This window comes from Kitasatospora arboriphila, assembly GCF_039528095.1.
In the GTDB taxonomy this organism is placed as follows: Bacteria; Actinomycetota; Actinomycetes; order Streptomycetales; family Streptomycetaceae; genus Kitasatospora; species Kitasatospora arboriphila.
In genome coordinates, this window is record NZ_BAAALD010000014.1 from 49,632 (window position 1) to 64,670 (window position 15,039).

Annotated in this window: 11 protein-coding genes; all 11 read left to right on the forward strand. The window is 72.7% G+C overall.

Annotated features, from left to right (window positions below):
- Positions 1-38: 38 nt before the first annotated feature.
- Entirely contained in the window at positions 39-1,763 is a 1,725-nt protein-coding gene (locus tag ABD353_RS10505) for a sensor histidine kinase (RefSeq protein ID WP_344623234.1), read from the forward strand.
- Positions 1,760-2,173 carry a roadblock/LC7 domain-containing protein gene (locus ABD353_RS10510; protein WP_344623235.1) on the forward strand — a complete coding sequence of 138 codons (414 nt, stop codon included), beginning with the start codon at positions 1,760-1,762 and terminating at the stop codon, positions 2,171-2,173. Before ABD353_RS10505 ends, ABD353_RS10510 begins: the two co-directional genes overlap by 4 nt.
- Positions 2,170-2,532, forward strand: coding sequence for a DUF742 domain-containing protein (locus ABD353_RS10515; protein WP_344623236.1), 363 nt, complete (start codon positions 2,170-2,172; stop codon positions 2,530-2,532). The genes ABD353_RS10510 and ABD353_RS10515 overlap by 4 nt, the downstream gene beginning before the upstream one ends.
- Complete coding sequence (locus ABD353_RS10520; RefSeq protein ID WP_344623237.1) at positions 2,513-3,139, forward strand: GTP-binding protein; 627 nt, start codon at positions 2,513-2,515, stop codon at positions 3,137-3,139. The genes ABD353_RS10515 and ABD353_RS10520 overlap by 20 nt, the downstream gene beginning before the upstream one ends.
- A complete protein-coding gene (locus ABD353_RS10525) occupies positions 3,136-4,383 on the forward strand; it encodes a cytochrome P450 (protein ID WP_344623238.1) in 1,248 nt (415 codons plus the stop codon). Before ABD353_RS10520 ends, ABD353_RS10525 begins: the two co-directional genes overlap by 4 nt.
- 127 nt (positions 4,384-4,510) lie before the next feature.
- The gene (locus tag ABD353_RS10530; protein WP_344623289.1) at positions 4,511-5,692 is read left to right on the forward strand and encodes a cytochrome P450 family protein; all 1,182 of its coding nucleotides are present in this window, start codon (positions 4,511-4,513) and stop codon (positions 5,690-5,692) included.
- 266 nt (positions 5,693-5,958) lie between these two features.
- A complete protein-coding gene (locus ABD353_RS10535; RefSeq protein WP_344623239.1) occupies positions 5,959-7,320 on the forward strand; it encodes an ABC transporter substrate-binding protein in 1,362 nt (453 codons plus the stop codon).
- Between the two features lie 76 nt (positions 7,321-7,396).
- A complete protein-coding gene (locus tag ABD353_RS10540; protein WP_344623240.1) occupies positions 7,397-8,407 on the forward strand; it encodes a carbohydrate ABC transporter permease in 1,011 nt (336 codons plus the stop codon).
- Positions 8,404-9,360 carry a carbohydrate ABC transporter permease gene (locus ABD353_RS10545; protein ID WP_344623241.1) on the forward strand — a complete coding sequence of 319 codons (957 nt, stop codon included), beginning with the start codon at positions 8,404-8,406 and terminating at the stop codon, positions 9,358-9,360. Before ABD353_RS10540 ends, ABD353_RS10545 begins: the two co-directional genes overlap by 4 nt.
- Positions 9,361-9,561: 201 nt before the next feature.
- On the forward strand, positions 9,562-12,672 hold the full coding sequence (locus ABD353_RS10550) for an Ig-like domain-containing protein (RefSeq protein ID WP_344623242.1): 3,111 nt from the start codon (positions 9,562-9,564) through the stop codon (positions 12,670-12,672).
- 809 nt (positions 12,673-13,481) lie between these two features.
- Entirely contained in the window at positions 13,482-15,017 is a 1,536-nt protein-coding gene (locus tag ABD353_RS10555) for a DUF4153 domain-containing protein (RefSeq protein ID WP_344623243.1), read from the forward strand.
- Positions 15,018-15,039 lie beyond the last annotated feature (22 nt).

Genomic DNA, 15,039 nt, shown 5'->3' on the forward strand with positions numbered 1-15,039 from the left:
CCCTGCTCCGCCGCCGACGCCGCACGAGGATCAGACAGATGAGAGCTCGCACGCGCCCCGCCGGGGCGGCGTACCAGGGATCCGACGGCGCTCTCGCGGTCCGCGCCGGGGCCGGGATGGTCCTCGGTGCCGCGGCCGCCGCCGCGGCCGTCGCCCTCACCCCGTCCGTCCACCGCGCCGCCGTCGCGGGCGTCGCCGCCGTCGCCGCCCTGCTCTGGTGCGGCCTCGTCGGCTGGACGGCCAAGCTCGGCCTCCGCGCCCGCCCCGCCGAGCTGCGTCTCGCCGCCGCCCGGCGCGAGCTCGCCGAGACCGGCGCCGCCGCCGGCGCGCTGCACACCGACCTCACCGCCGCCCACACCGCGGCCGGCGCCCTGCGCGCCGCCCTCGCCAACGCCCAGGCCGAGACCGCGGAGATCCGCACCGACCTGGAGCAGGCCCGCGCCGACCGGCATGCGGCACGCGCCGAACTCACCGCCCTGCACGAGGCGCACAGCGCCGCCGTCCGGGAACGCACCGAACTGGCCGCCCTCCGCGACCAGGTGCTGCCCCGGGTGGTCGAGAGGCTGCGCGCCGGCGCCTCGGTCGACACCGCCCTCGCCGGCCACGACCTGCCCGTCCACCACGCCCTGCTGCGCACCGTCGCCGAGGCCGTCGGCCGCGGCGAGCGCCAGCGCGCCGCCGCCCTCGCCGTCTGCGCCACCGCCGCCGGCCGCGTCCAGGCGCTGGCCACGAGCATGCACGCGGAACTGCGCGACATGCAGCACCGGCACGGCGAGGACGTCCTCGGCGACCTGCTCGTCCTCGACCACTCCACCGCCCAGGTCGGGCGGATGGCCGACTCCATCGCGGTGCTCACCGGCGCCCGCTCCGGCCGCCGCTGGACGAAGCCGATCGGCGTCGAGTCGATCCTGCGCGGCGCCCTCGGCCGGATCGGCGCCTACCAGCGGGTCCGGCTGCACAACGCCTCCACCGCCGCCGTCGCCGGGTTCGCCGCCGAGGGCGTGATGCACGTCCTCGCCGAACTCCTCGACAACGCCGCGAACTTCTCCGCCCCGCCGGCCGAGGTGCACGTCTACGTCGAGGAGGCGCACTCCGGCCTCGTCGTCACCGTCGAGGACGGCGGCCTCGGCCTCAGCGACAGCTGGCTGCGCCGCGCCGAACAGGCCGTCTCCGCCCAGCCGCTGGACCTCAGCGCGCTCTCCGCCGGCACCCGGCTCGGCCTCGCCGTGGTCGGCTCGCTGGCCCGCAAGCACGGCCTGTCGATCTCCTTCCGGCCGTCCGCCCGCGGCGGCACCGGCGTCGTGGTGCTGATCCCCGAACAGCTGATCAGCCACCCCGCGCCCGCCCTCGCCCGGGCCCTGGAGGCCGAGCGCCGCGCCGCGGCCGCCGCACCGGCCCCGGCCGTACCCGTCCCCGCGGTACCGCGCCCGGCCCGCGCCGTCCTGGAGCCCGCCCGCCCGGCCGGCCCGGACACCCCCGGCGCCACCGAGGGCGCCGACACCACCGAGCGCACCGACGGCCCGGACACCACCGACAGCGACGCCGGCAACGGGGCCGGCACCGACACCCCGCGGTCGGTGGTGCGCAGCAGGGGCGCCCGCTGCGGCCAGACCCTGCCAGCGGCCGCGCCGGCCGCGCCGGCCGCACCGGCGCCGCGGACCGAGCGCTCCGCCGCGCTCTCCGCGGCCCGCTTCGGCGCGTTCCGCAAGGCCCTGCAAGGGGCCGAGTCCCCCGACGCCCACTCGAAGGACGATGCCCGATGAGCAGCAGCACCGACCGCGACCTCGACTGGCTGCTGGAGAACCTGCTGACGGTCACCCCCGGTGCCCGGCACGCCCTGGTGCTCTCCGCCGACGGCCTCAAGCTCTGCCACACCGCCGGCCTCGGCACCGACCAGGCCGACCAGCTCGCCGCGATCGCCTCCGGCATGCAGAGCCTCGCCCACGGCGCCTCCATCGAGTTCGGGAACGCGGCCGGCGGCGTCCGCCAGTCGATGACCGAGTTCCACGGCGGCATCCTGTGCATCGTCGCCGCCGGCGAGGGGGCCCACCTCGCGGTCGTCACGCCCGACGACGCCGACGTCGGCGTCGTCGGGCACAACATGCACGGGCTGATCGAGCAGATCGGGGTGTTCCTGAGCGCCCCGCCGCGCGAGATCGAGGCCGGGGTGTGACGCGGCCGCTCGCCGGCCGGGACGAGGACCCGGACCGGCTCTACACGGTGACCCGCGGCCGCAGCCGGCCGCCCGAGCACGCCTTCGACCTGGTCACCCTGATCGTCACCGAGCAGGAGCCGATGCCCGGCATGCAGTCCGAGCACGCCCGCATCCTCGCGCTGTGCGCCACCCCGACGGCCGTGGTCGAACTCGCCGCCGAACTCGCCCTGCCGGTCAGCGTGGTGAAGATCCTGCTGGGCGACCTGCTGGAGGCCGGCCGGATCACCGCCCGCCACCCCAGGTTCGCCCCGTCCAAGGCACGCCTGCCCGACCTCGACACGCTGAAGCAGGTACTGCATGGTCTCCAACAGCTCTGACACCCTCGCTGCGGCCGGCCGGGCCCCGCTCAGCAGCACCGCCGCCAACGGGCTGAAGATCGTCGTGGTGGGCGGCTTCGGCGTCGGCAAGACCACCCTGGTCGGCTCGGTGAGCGAGATCCGCCCGCTCAACACCGAGGAGACGATGACCCGCGCCGGCGAGGGCGTGGACGACCTCACCGGGGTGCAGGGCAAGCGGTCGACCACCGTCGCCTTCGACTTCGGCCGGATCACCCTCGGCGCCGAGAACGTGCTCTACCTCTTCGGCGCCCCCGGCCAGGAACGCTTCTGGTTCCTCTGGGACCGGCTGTTCAGCGGCGCCCTCGGCGCCGTGGTGCTGGTCGACACCCGCCGCCTCGAGGAGTCCTGGTACGCCATCGACCGCCTCGAACACCACGGCACGCCCTTCGTGGTCGTCCGCAACAACTTCGGGCCGCCCGAGCACACCCTCGCCGAGGTCAGGGCCGCCCTCGACCTCGCCGACCACGTCCCGTTGGTGGAGTGCGACGCACGGGACCGCGAGTCGAGCAAGCAGGTGCTGATCGAACTCGTCCGCCACCTGCACCGCATGGCCGAGGCCGAGGCCTCCGGAGAGGACACGCCGTGACCGAGCCCGTCACCACCCCGCCGCCCGGCTGCCCGGCCCACGCCGACGCCGCCCCGCTGTACGGGCCCCGCTTCCAGACCGACCCCGGCGCGCTCTACCAGGAGCTGCGCGACCGCCACGGCCCGGTCGCGCCCGTCGAACTCGCCGGCGGCGTCCCCGCCTGGCTGGTCATCGGCTACCGCGAACTCCAGCTGGTCACCGGCCAGCCCAAGGTCTTCGGCCGGGACTCCACCCGCTGGAACCAGTGGCCGGACATCCCCGAGGACTGGCCGCTCAAGCCGATGATGGCGCCCGTCCCCTCGATCCTCTACGCCGAGGGGGCCGAGCACCAGCGCCGCTCCTCCGCCGTCACCGACGCCCTCGCCGCCGTCGACCCGTACGAACTGCGCATCCACGCCGAGGAGATCGCCGACCGGCTGATCGACGGCTTCGCCGGCCGCGGCGAGGCCGACCTGGTCGCCGACTACGCCCACCGGATGCCGCTGTTGGTGCTCTGCCGGCTGTTCGGCCTCGACGAGGACGAGGCCCCCGTCCTGATCCGCGGCCTGCTCGCGATGCTCGACGGCGGCGCCGACGCCCAGGAGGGCGCCCAGCAGCTGCTCGCCGTCATGCTCGGACTCGTCCACCGGCGCCGCGAGATCCCCGCCTCCGACGTCACCTCGCGGCTGCTCGCCCACGAGGCCGGGCTCAACGACGAAGAGGTCATGCGGGACCTGCGGGTGCTGCTGATCGCCGGTCACCAGCCGCTCGCCTACTGGATCTCCAACGCGCTGCGGCTGATGCTCACCGACGAGCGCTTCGCCGCCTCCCTCTCCGGCGGCCGCCGCTCGATCGGCCAGGCGCTCGGCGAGGCCCTCTGGGAGGACACCCCCACCCAGATCTTCGCCGGCCGCTGGGCGACCCGCGACGTCCACCTCGGCGGCCAGCGGATCGCCAAGGGCGACATGGTGCTGCTCGGCTTCGCCGGCGCCAACGCCGACCCGACGGTCCGCCAGGACTCGGGCCGCCCCGCCGAGGGCAACCGCGCCTACCTGAGCTTCTCCGCCGGCGACCACGGCTGCCCCTACCCGGCCCGCGAGGCCGCCGAGGTGATCGCCAACACCGCGATCGAGGTGCTGCTCGACCGGCTGCCGGACCTGCGCCTCGCGGTGTCCGAGAGCGCCCTGGTGTGGCGCCCCTCGGCCTGGGTGCGCGGACTGATGGCGCTGCCGGTGGCCTTCACCCCCGGCTACGTGGCGGAGTGACGAGACCCGAGGAGGGGCAGGGATGACCGAACTGACCGCAGGGGCCGCAGTGACGGCAGCGGAGCCGGCGACCGGGGCGGACGGGACGACCGGAGCGGCCGCGCCGACCGCCGACGCGCCGTTCGTGATGGACCCGCTGGCCCGTGACAACGCCGCCGAGGGCGCCCTGCTGCGCGCCGCCGGCCCGGTGGTCCCGGTCGAGCTGATGGGCGTCCGCGGCTGGGCGGTCACCCGGCACGCCGAGGCCCGCAAACTGCTCACCGACGCCCGGCTGGTCAAGGACGCGGCGCACTGGGCGGCGTTCCGGAAGGGCGAGGTGCCGAAGACCTGGCCGCTGATCGGCCTGGCCGTGCCCGGCCCCTCGATGGTCACCACCGACGGCGCCGCGCACCGCCGGCTGCGGGCGATCGTGGCCCAGGCCTTCACCCCCCGCCGCGTCGAACTCATGAAGCCCCGCATCGAGGAGCTCACCGCCGAACTGCTCGACCGGCTCGCCGCGGCCGGGCCGGTGGTCGACCTGAAGACGGCCTTCGCCTTCCCGCTGCCGATGTCGGTGATCGGCTGGCTGCTCGGCGTGCCCGAGCACGACCACGCCTACATCCGCGAGCTGTACGAGCGGTTCTTCTCCAGCACCACCGCACCGGCCGACGTGCCGGCCACCATCGCCGCGCTGAACGCCTTCGTCGCGGACCTGGTGGCGCTGCGCCGCGCCGAGCCCGGGGACGACCTGATCAGCGCCCTGCTGACGGCCGACGTCGAGGGCGGACCGCTGACCGACGCCGAGGCCTCGGCGACCCTGCGCGTGATCATCGCGGCCGGCCACGAGACCACCGTCAACCTGATCACCAACGCGGTCCGCGCCCTGCTCACCCATCCGGACCAGCTCGCGCTCGCCCGTTCGGGCGAGGTCGGCTGGCTGGCGGTGGTCGAGGAGTCGCTCCGCTGGACCCCTCCGACCAGCAACTTCCTGTTCCGCTTCGCCACCGCCGACATCGAGGCCGGCGGCACGGTGATCCCCGCCGGGGACGCCGTCCTGATCTCCTACAACGCCATCGGCCGCGACCCCGCGCAGCACGGCATCACCGCGGAGGTCTTCGACATCACCCGTGACGCCGGGCGGCACCTCTCGTTCGGTCACGGGCCGCACGTCTGCCCGGGTTCGCCGCTGGCCCGTCTGGAGGCCGCGGTGGCGCTGCCCGCCCTCTTCGAACGCTTCCCCGGCCTCGCCCTCGCGGTGCCCGAGGAGGAGCTGCGGCCGAACCCCACCATGGTGGTCAACAGTTTGCGCGAGCTGCCCGTCCGGCTCTGACCGGGCCCGGAACGGTGCTGGAGGGCCGGTGCGGAACCGGCCCTCCAGCACGGCCCGATCACGACCGGGACACCGGCCGATGAAGGTCGAACGCGCACCTTGGCGTGGGGTAACCGGTGAGTTAACGTCTTCAAGCCAGCGATACTGCTGGGTACAGCTCGATCAACCGGTACAGCGCAGACTTGTAGTCCCACGCCGGCATCTCGGGGTGCCCTGGCCAGGAGGAGCGCATTGTCCACCACCACGATCGCCTGTGAGGCCCGCCGATGACCACACTCCTGCGGCGGCGTCTGCTCGCCGTTCCCGCCGTGTTCGCCCTGGCCCTCGCCGCGGCGTGCTCGAACAGTTCCTCGAAGGACGGCGGCGGCACGTCGGCGGCACCCACGCTCACCGGTGACTGTGCCAAGTACCAGGCCTACGCGGGCCACTCCGGCACCAAGGTGACGATGTTCGCCTCGATCCTCAGCCCGGAGTCGGACTCGCTGGAGAAGTCCTGGGCGGAGTTCAGTTCTTGTACGGGTATCAAGATCTCGTACGAGGGCTCCAACGACTTCGAGTCGCAGCTGCCGGTGCGCGTGAGCGGCGGAAACGCCCCGGACTTCGCGATCATCCCGCAGCCCGGCCTGCTCGCGCAGATGGTCAAGACCGGAAAGGTCGTGAAGCCGCCGGCGCAGACCGTCGCCAACGAGGACAAGTGGAGCCCGGTCTGGAAGACCTACGGCTCCGTCAACGGCACCTTCTACGCGGCGCCGATGAGCGCCAACATGAAGTCGCTGGTGTGGTACTCGCCGAAGGCCTTCAAGCAGGCCGGCTACGAGGTCCCGAAGACCTGGGCCGACCTCATGGGCCTCAGCAACAGGATCGCCACCTCGGGCGGCGCCAAGCCGTGGTGCGGCGGCATCGCCTCCGGCACCGCGACCGGCTGGCCGGCCACCGACTGGGTCGAGGAGGCCGTCCTCGGCAGCTACGGCGGCGACGTCTACGACCAGTGGGTCAGCCACAAGATCAAGTTCAGTGACGAGAAGATCACCGGCGCCATGAAGACGGTGGCCGACTGGATGCAGAACCCGGCCTGGGTCAACGGCGGCATCGGCGACGTGAAGTCGATCGCCACGACCACGTTCCAGGACGCGGGCGCGCCGATCCTCTCCAACAAGTGCTACATGCTGCAGCAGGCCTCGTTCTACCGGGCGCAGTGGCCCAAGGGCACCAACATCGGCCCGGACGGCGACATCTTCGCCTTCCACCTGCCGGCCGTGAACCCGGCGGTCAGCAGCCCGGTCGAGGGCGGCGGCGAGTTCCTGGCCGCGTTCTCCAGCCGGCCCGAGGTGCAGGCGGTGCAGAACTACCTGTCGACCAGCGACTGGGCGAGCAGCCGGGTCAAGGTCGCCTCCGGCTGGGTCTCCGCCAACCAGGGCGTGGACAAGAGCCTCTACACCGACCCGATCGACAAGCTCTCCGCCGAGGCGCTCACCGACCCGGCCGCCACGTTCCGCTTCGACGCCTCCGACCTGATGCCGGCGGCCATCGGCTCCGGCCAGATGTGGAAGTCGTTCACGGCGTGGTTCGCCGAGGGGCAGTCCATCCAGAAGGTGGCGGCCGACATCGACGCGGCCTGGCCGCAGTAACGCCGGCCGCCTCCGGGCAGCGCGGGTCCCACCCGCCCGCGCTGCCCCTCCCCATGTCCGAGGAAGGACCCTCCGCATGCCCACGGCCACCGCCGTGCACCTCGCCGACTCGGCGTGGACGGATGCGACGATCAAGTTCACCAACACCGTCGGAGCCGTCGCCGGCTTCCTCGGCGTGCTGCTGCTGATCTTCTTCGCGGCAGGCCGGGCGACCGGGCGGTTCTCCCGCCCGCTGGCCGTCCTGGTGATGGTCGGACCGGCGATCCTGCTGCTGCTGGTCGGCCTGGTGATCCCGCTGGTCCGCACCGTCTACCTGAGCTTCTACAACGACGACTCCACCAAGGCGGTCGGCGGCAGCAACTACGGCTGGGCGCTCACCACCGAGTCCATCCACCAGGTGCTGTGGAACACCCTGCAGTGGCTGGTCGTCGCCCCGCTGGTGGCGACCGGCACCGGCCTGGTGCTGGCCCTGCTGGTGGACCGGCTGCGCGGGCAGGCGGTCTACAAGTCGCTGCTGTTCATGCCGATGGCGATCTCCCTGGTCGGCGCGTCGATTATCTGGAAGTTCGTCTACGAGGACCGCGACCCCTCCCAGCCGCAGATCGGCCTGCTCAGCCAGCTCGCGATCAGCCTCGGCTGGGACGACCCGCCGAACTGGATCCTCTCCCACCCGCTGAACAACTACCTGCTGATGATCGTCATGATCTGGGTGCAGACCGGCTTCGCGATGGTGGTGCTCTCCGCGGCGATCAAGGCCATCCCGGACGAGATCACCGAGGCCGCCCGCCTCGACGGCGCCCGCGGCTTCCAGCTCTTCCGGCACGTCACGGTGCCGATGATCCGCACCACGCTGATCGTCGTGCTGACCACCGTCATGATCACTACGCTGAAGGCCTTCGACATCGTCCGCACCATGACGGGCGGCAACTTCGGCACCCAGGTGCTCGCCAACGAGATGTACTCGCAGTCCTTCGTGCAGTTCAACGTCGGCCGCGGCAGTGCGCTCGCAGTGATCCTCTTCCTGGCCGTGATCCCGCTGGTGGCCTACAACATCGTCCAGCTGCGCAAGGAGCGTGAGCACCGATGAGCGAGCAGCTCGCCCCGGCCCCGCAGTCGGGGGCGGAGGACCGCGTGCCCCCGGTGAAGGCCGTCCGGCGGGTGTTCAGCAGCCCGCTGGCCTCGCTGCTCATGGTCGTGGTCACCGTGCTCTGGACGATCCCCACGATCGGCCTGCTGGTCACCTCGCTCCGCCCCGAGGAGGACGTCTCCGACAGCGGCTGGTGGACGGTCTTCGGCGACCCGAACCTCACCCTGGAGAACTACCACACGGTGCTCTTCGAGGGCGGGTTCGGCGTCAGCGGCGGCCTGATGCCGTACATGGTCAACTCGCTGGCGATCAGCATCCCGGCGACGGTCTTCCCGCTGGTGCTGGCCGCGATGGCGGCGTACGGGCTGGCCTGGGTGAAGTTCCGGGGCAGCGACGTGGTCTTCTTCGCGATCTTCGCGCTGCAGGTGGTGCCGCTGCAGATGGCGCTCATCCCGCTGCTCCAGCTGTTCTCCGGCGGCGCGCACATCGGCTCGGTCACGGTGATCCCGGCCTTCGACCTCAGCGGCACCTACGCCCCGGTCTGGCTGGCGCACACCATGTTCGCGATGCCGCTGGCGATCTTCCTGCTGCACAACTTCATCGCCCAGCTGCCGCGCGACCTGATGGAGGCGGCGGTGGTCGACGGGGCCACCCACTTCAAGATCTTCCGATCGATCGTGCTGCCGCTGTGCGCGCCGGCGCTGGCCTCCTTCGCGATCTTCCAGTTCCTCTGGGTCTGGAACGACCTGCTGGTGGCGCTCACCTTCGCCGGCGGCACCCCCGAGGTCGCCCCGATGACCGTCCGGCTGGCCCAGCTGAGCGGCTCCTTCGGCGGCCGCTGGGAACTGCTCACGGCCGGCGCCTTCCTGTCGCTGATCATCCCGCTGATCGTCTTCTTCGCGCTGCAGCGGTACTTCGTCCGCGGCCTGCTGGCGGGCTCGGTCAAGGGCTGAGCCGGCCCCGCTCCGGCCCCGCGCCCCTGCTCCGGCGACGCCCCCGTGCCCCGTGCGCGGGGGCGTCGCGCGTCCGACTCCTGACGGCCCGTGACATGGACCGGGAATGTGGGGATTTCGAGGACGCGCCACCCGCACAGCCGGTACACCGGTAGCGGCGATTCCGCCGCCGATCCGGTTGTCCGACAAGTGGGGGATGGCGTGAGGTTCAGAAGACGTCTGGCGTGCCTGGTGGCCGCCGTGCTGGCAGGAGCCGTCCTGGCCGCCGCACCGGCCGGGGCGGCGGGCACCGCGACCCTCGGCAACACCGCGGTCGGCTCGGCCACCGACTCGGGCGACTCCAACTACATGAACACCTCGCGCTTCGTCACCGGGTCCAACGGCGGTGCGCTGAACGGCATCAGCGTGCACGTCGGGGCGGTCGGCGCCGCGCCGAACAACCAGTACCAGGTCGCGGTCTACGCCGACGCGGCGGGCAAACCGGGCGCCCTGGTCGCCTCCAGCGCCTCCGGCACGCTCACCGCCAACGCCTGGAACACCCTGCCGCTGACCGGCACGCTCGCCTCCAACACCGCCTACTGGCTGGCCTACAACAGCAACGGGTCGAGCGCCGCCGTCAACAACCTGCACTACAGCAGCGGCGGAACGAGCGGCTACTCCACCGGCGGCGCCCCGTTCGGCACCTGGCCGACCGCCTTCGGCGCGAGCAGCACCATGAGCGCCACCTTCTCGATCTACGCCACGTACACCCCCGACGGCGGCGGCACCACCCCGCCCGGCAACGGACCGGGCGCCGAGGGCCCGATCCTGCTGGTCGGCAACGCGGCCAACCCGTACACCGCCTACTACACCGAGATCCTCAAGGCCGAGGGCCTCAACTACTACAAGCAGACCGACCTGTCGGCGGTCACCGCGGCGACGCTCGCGAACTACGACGTGGTGCTGCTCGGCGAGAGCGCGCTCACCCCCGCCCAGGTCTCCATGTTCACCACCTGGACCAACGGCGGCGGACGGCTCGTCGCGATGCGCCCCGACAGGCAGCTCGCCGGCCTGCTCGGCCTCACCGCCACCACCGGCACCCTCGCCGACGCCTACCTGAAGATCGACACCTCGGCCGCCCCCGGCGCCGGCCTCACCGCCGACACCATGGGCTTCCACGGCACCGCCGACCGGTGGACGCTGAACGGCGCCACCGCCGTCGCCACCCTCTACGACGACGCGACCACGGCGAGCGGCAACCCCGCCGTCACCCTGCGCACCGTCGGCAGCGGCCGGGCCGCCGCCTTCACCTTCGACCTCGCCAAGTCCGTGGTGCAGACCCGCCAGGGCAACATCGCCTGGGCCGGCCAGCAGCGCGACTCCACCGACGGCTACGAGGCCAGCGAGATGTTCTTCGGCACCAACGGCCAGCCGAACTGGAACGACCTCGACAAGGCCCTGATCCCGATCGCCGACGAGCAGCAGCGGCTGCTCACCAACCTGATCACCCTGATGGACTCGGCGAAGAAGCCGCTGCCGCGGTTCTGGTACTTCCCACGGGACGTCAAGGCGGTCGTCGTGATGAGCGGCGACGACCACGGCATCGGCGGCACCGTCGGCCGCTGGGACAGCTACACCTCCCAGTCCCCGGCCGGCTGCTCGGTCGCCGACTGGGAGTGCGTGCGCGGCTCGTCGTACATCTACACCAACGACCCGATGACGCCCGCCCAGGCGCAGTCCTACACCGACGAGGGCTTCGAGGTCGGCGTGCACGTCACCACCAACTGCAAGCCCTGGGGCACCACGGCCAACCTGCAGCAGCTCTACAGCGACCAGCTGGGCGTCTGGAAGGCCAAGTACGGCTCGCTGCCGAACCCGTCGAGCAGCCGGACGCACTGCGTGGAGTGGGACGACTGGGCCACCCAGGCCAAGACCAAGCTGGCCAACGGCATCCGGCTCGACATGGATTACTACTACTACCCGTCCGCCTTCGTGCAGGACCGGCCCGGCTACTTCAACGGCACCGGCATGATCATGAAGTTCGCCGACACCGACGGCAGCGTCATCGACGAGTACCAGGCCACCACCCAGCTCACCGACGAGTCCGGCCAGTCCTACCCGTCCACCGTCACCACCCTGCTCGACGGCGCGTACGGCGCCAAGGGCTACTACGCGGCGATCGGCGCCAACATCCACACCGACTTCGCGGCCTCCAGCGCCTCGGACGCGGTGATCGCGGCGGCCAAGGCCCGCGGCGTGCCGGTGGTCTCCGGCCGGCAGATGCTGACCTGGCTGGACGGGCGCAACGGCTCCGCCTTCTCCAAGCTCGCCTGGAGCGGCAACTCGCTGACCTTCGACATCACCGGCGGCGCCCGCGGCCTGCGCGCCATGGTGCCGGTGAACTCCGCCTCCGGCACCCTCACCGGGATCTCCAAGCAGGGCCAGGCCGTGCCCTACCGGATCGAGACGATCAAGGGAACGGCGTACGCCTTCTTCGACGGCGCGGTCGGCTCCTACACCGCGACCTACGGGCAGGACACCACCGCGCCCACCGTCACCGGCACCGCGCCCGCCAACGGCGCCACCGGGGTGGCGGCCGGCACCGCGGTGAAGTTCTCCTTCAGCGAGCCGCTCGACCCGGCGACGGTCACCGGCTCGGCGCTCACCCTGAGGACCACCACCGGCGGCACCCCGGTCACCGGCACCGTCACCTACGACGCGGCCACCAGCACCGCCGCCTTCACCCCGGGCGCCGACCTGGCGCTGACGACCGGTTACACCGCCACCGTGCAGGGCGTGAAGGACCTGGCGGGCAACACCCTCGCCGGGCCGGTGACCGCCGCCTTCACCACCGCCGGGCTGCCGCCCAAGACCATCGGGTCCAGCACGGTCGGCACGCTGGTCGACGACACCGACTCCAACCACCTCAACGGCTCCAAGGTGACCACCGGTTCGACGGCCGTCGCCCTCACCTCGCTCAGCGTGCACGTCGGCGGGGTCAGCGCGGCGCCCAACAACCAGTACCAGCTGGCCGTCTACACCGACAACGCCGGCTCGCCCGGCACCCTCGTGGTCTCCACCGCCTCCGGCACCCTGACGCCCAACGCCTGGAACTCGCTGCCGGTGACCACCACCCTCGCGCCCAACACCAGCTACTGGTTCGTCTACAACAGCAACGGGACGAGCTCGACGGTGAACAACATGCACTACTCGACCGGCGCGGCCGGCTCCGGGGCCTACAGCAACACGGTGGTGCCCTTCGGCACCTGGCCCACCGCCTTCGGAACCGCCGTCAAGGACAGCCTCGTCTACTCGCTGTACGGCGCGTACTGACGATCCGTCCGATCTGGCCGATCTGGCCGGTCCGTTCGCTCCGGCCGCAGGTCGGACCGCGGGCCGGACCGCCCGCCCCGCTGCGGGGCGTTTGTGTCACAACTCTGCGACACAAGCGCCCCGCAGTACTTTTGAACCTGTTCAGAACTGTCCTCCGCGCCCTAGAGTCGCGGTCACCCGCCGCGGGGCCGCACGTCGGCCGCCGCGTGTCCCGTGACGCTTGAGGGGGACTCATGTCGACACCGTCAGACAGCACACCGCCGTCCACACCTGCCATTCCGTCCACACCTGCCACTTCGTCCGCGTCGTCCGAGCCGACCGCGTCTCGCGAGTCGTCCGGGCCGTCCAAGGCTTCCTCGGGTGCGGCTGAACCTGGTGCCGCTGCACCCGGTGCCGCTGGGGCGGCCGCAGCCGTTCCCGGTGCCGGAGTGCCGGGAGCACGGACGGAGCCCGACAGCGGGCGCGTCGGTCCGGTCGCGGACGGGACGACCGGGGAGACCGGTGCGGGCGGCGCGGGCGGCGCGGGCGGGACAGGTGGGACGGGCGGTGCGGACGGGGGAGCGGAAGCCGGCCGTGTCGCCGCCGAGTTCCGCAAGGGGGCCGCGGAGCCCGGTCAGGCCACGGCCGCCGGTCCGGCGTCTCGCCCGGCGCCTCGTCCGGCGCCGGGTCCCGGTGGCGGTGGGACGCCCGCCGGAACGGGGAGCGGGCCGCGGCCGGGTGCGGGACCGGGAGCAGGCCCTGGCGTGCGCCCCGGTGCGGGCCCCGGTGCAGGCCCCGCGTACGGCGTTCGTCCGGGGACCGGCCCCGGCGTGTGGCTGCCGCCCGCCCCGCCGCCGGACCCGCTGTGGATCACCGCGACCGCGCCGACCCGACCCGCCCTGCCGGGGTTCGGGGTACTGGGGGCCGGCCTCGCCTCCGGTCTGCTCGCCGCGGTCCTGCTGACCGACGGCCTCGGCGTCAACGTGCTGCTCTGGGCGCTGGTCGGTACGGTCGCCGCGGGGCTCGCTGCCTCGGCCGCCGGCCGCAAGGTCCGGCCGTGGACGGTGGTGTGGACGGTCACCGCCCTGGTGCTGCTGCTCGTCCCGGCCCTGGTGGAGGCCTCCTGGCCGGTCGTCCTGGCGCTGCTCGCCGCCGCGGGCGCCGGATCGCTCGCCCTGCACGGCGGCAAGCGCTGGCCCGGCGTGCTGCTGGGCGCGTTCGGCATGTGGCCGCACCTGATTCCCGGCCTCGCCTGGGGTCTGCTCTCGCTGCGCAACCGCCAGTACCCGGCCCGCGCCCGGGTGGTGGCCGTGGTCAAGGCGGCGGCCGTCTCGCTGGCGCTGCTGGTGGTCTTCGGCGCACTGTTCGCCAGTGCCGACGCCGCGGTCGCCGAACTCCTCGGCGACCTCGTGCCGAGCATCGACACCGAGAACCTGCCGATGCAGGTCCTGCTCTTCGTGGTCGGTCTGCTCGTCGCCCTGGCGGCCGCGCACACGGCGGCCGGGCCGCGCCGCTTCGACCGCTTCCCGGTGAAGCCGGGCCGCGAACGCGGCCGGCTGGAGTGGGCGGTGCCGCTGGTGGCCCTCAACCTGCTCTTCGGCGTCTTCGTCGCCGTCCAGGCCGTGGTGTTCGTCGGCGGCTACGAGTCGGTCATGAGCAAGCCCGGGATGATCCCGGCCGATTACGCCCGGCAGGGCTTCTGGCAGCTGCTGATCGTCACCCTGCTGGTGCTGGCCCTGCTGGCCCTGGCGGGCCGCTGGGCGCCGCGCTCCACCCCGCGGGACCGGGTGATGGCCAAGACGCTGCTCGCGCTGCTCTGCGGCCAGACGCTGGTCGTGGTCGCCTCGGCGCTGTACCGGATGCAGCGGTACGTGGACAACTTCGGCCTGACCCGGCTGCGGATCTCGGTGGCCACGGTCGAGATCTGGCTGGGCGTGGTGCTGCTGCTGGTGCTCGTCGGCGGGATCCTCGCCTCCGCCAAGTGGCTGCCGCGGGCGGTCGTGCTGAGCGCCGCCGCCGCCACCGCGGTCTTCGGCCTGATCAGCCCGGACGCGATGATCGCCGAGCAGAACGTCCACCGCTTCGAGCAGACCGGCCGGATCGACGTCGGCTACCTCCGCGACCTCTCCGCGGACGCCGTGCCCGCCCTGGACCGGCTCCCGGAGGACCAGCGCGCCTGCGCCCTGCAGAAGATCGCGAGGGACCTCGACGACGACCGGCTGCCCTGGTACGCCACCAGCCTGGCCGAGGCCAGGGCCCGCGAGATCCTGAAGGACCGTTCGGTGCCGCTCATCGGACGCGACGCCTGCAGCCGGGCCGGTGTCCGCCTGGGCGACCCGTACTACGGCGGTGACTACGACTACTGACACCCACTGATGCCTGCGTGCG

Bases quoted from the DNA above. Each gene is read 5' to 3' on its own strand.
- ABD353_RS10505 (WP_344623234.1), top strand. From the start codon at position 39: ATGAGAGCTCGCACGCGCCCCGCCGGGGCGGCGTACCAGGGATCCGAC.
- ABD353_RS10510 (WP_344623235.1), top strand. From the start codon at position 1,760: ATGAGCAGCAGCACCGACCGCGACCTCGACTGGCTGCTGGAGAACCTG.
- ABD353_RS10520 (WP_344623237.1), top strand. From the start codon at position 2,513: ATGGTCTCCAACAGCTCTGACACCCTCGCTGCGGCCGGCCGGGCCCCG.
- ABD353_RS10530 (WP_344623289.1), top strand. From the start codon at position 4,511: ATGGACCCGCTGGCCCGTGACAACGCCGCCGAGGGCGCCCTGCTGCGC.
- ABD353_RS10535 (WP_344623239.1), top strand. From the start codon at position 5,959: ATGACCACACTCCTGCGGCGGCGTCTGCTCGCCGTTCCCGCCGTGTTC.
- ABD353_RS10540 (WP_344623240.1), top strand. From the start codon at position 7,397: ATGCCCACGGCCACCGCCGTGCACCTCGCCGACTCGGCGTGGACGGAT.
- ABD353_RS10545 (WP_344623241.1), top strand. From the start codon at position 8,404: ATGAGCGAGCAGCTCGCCCCGGCCCCGCAGTCGGGGGCGGAGGACCGC.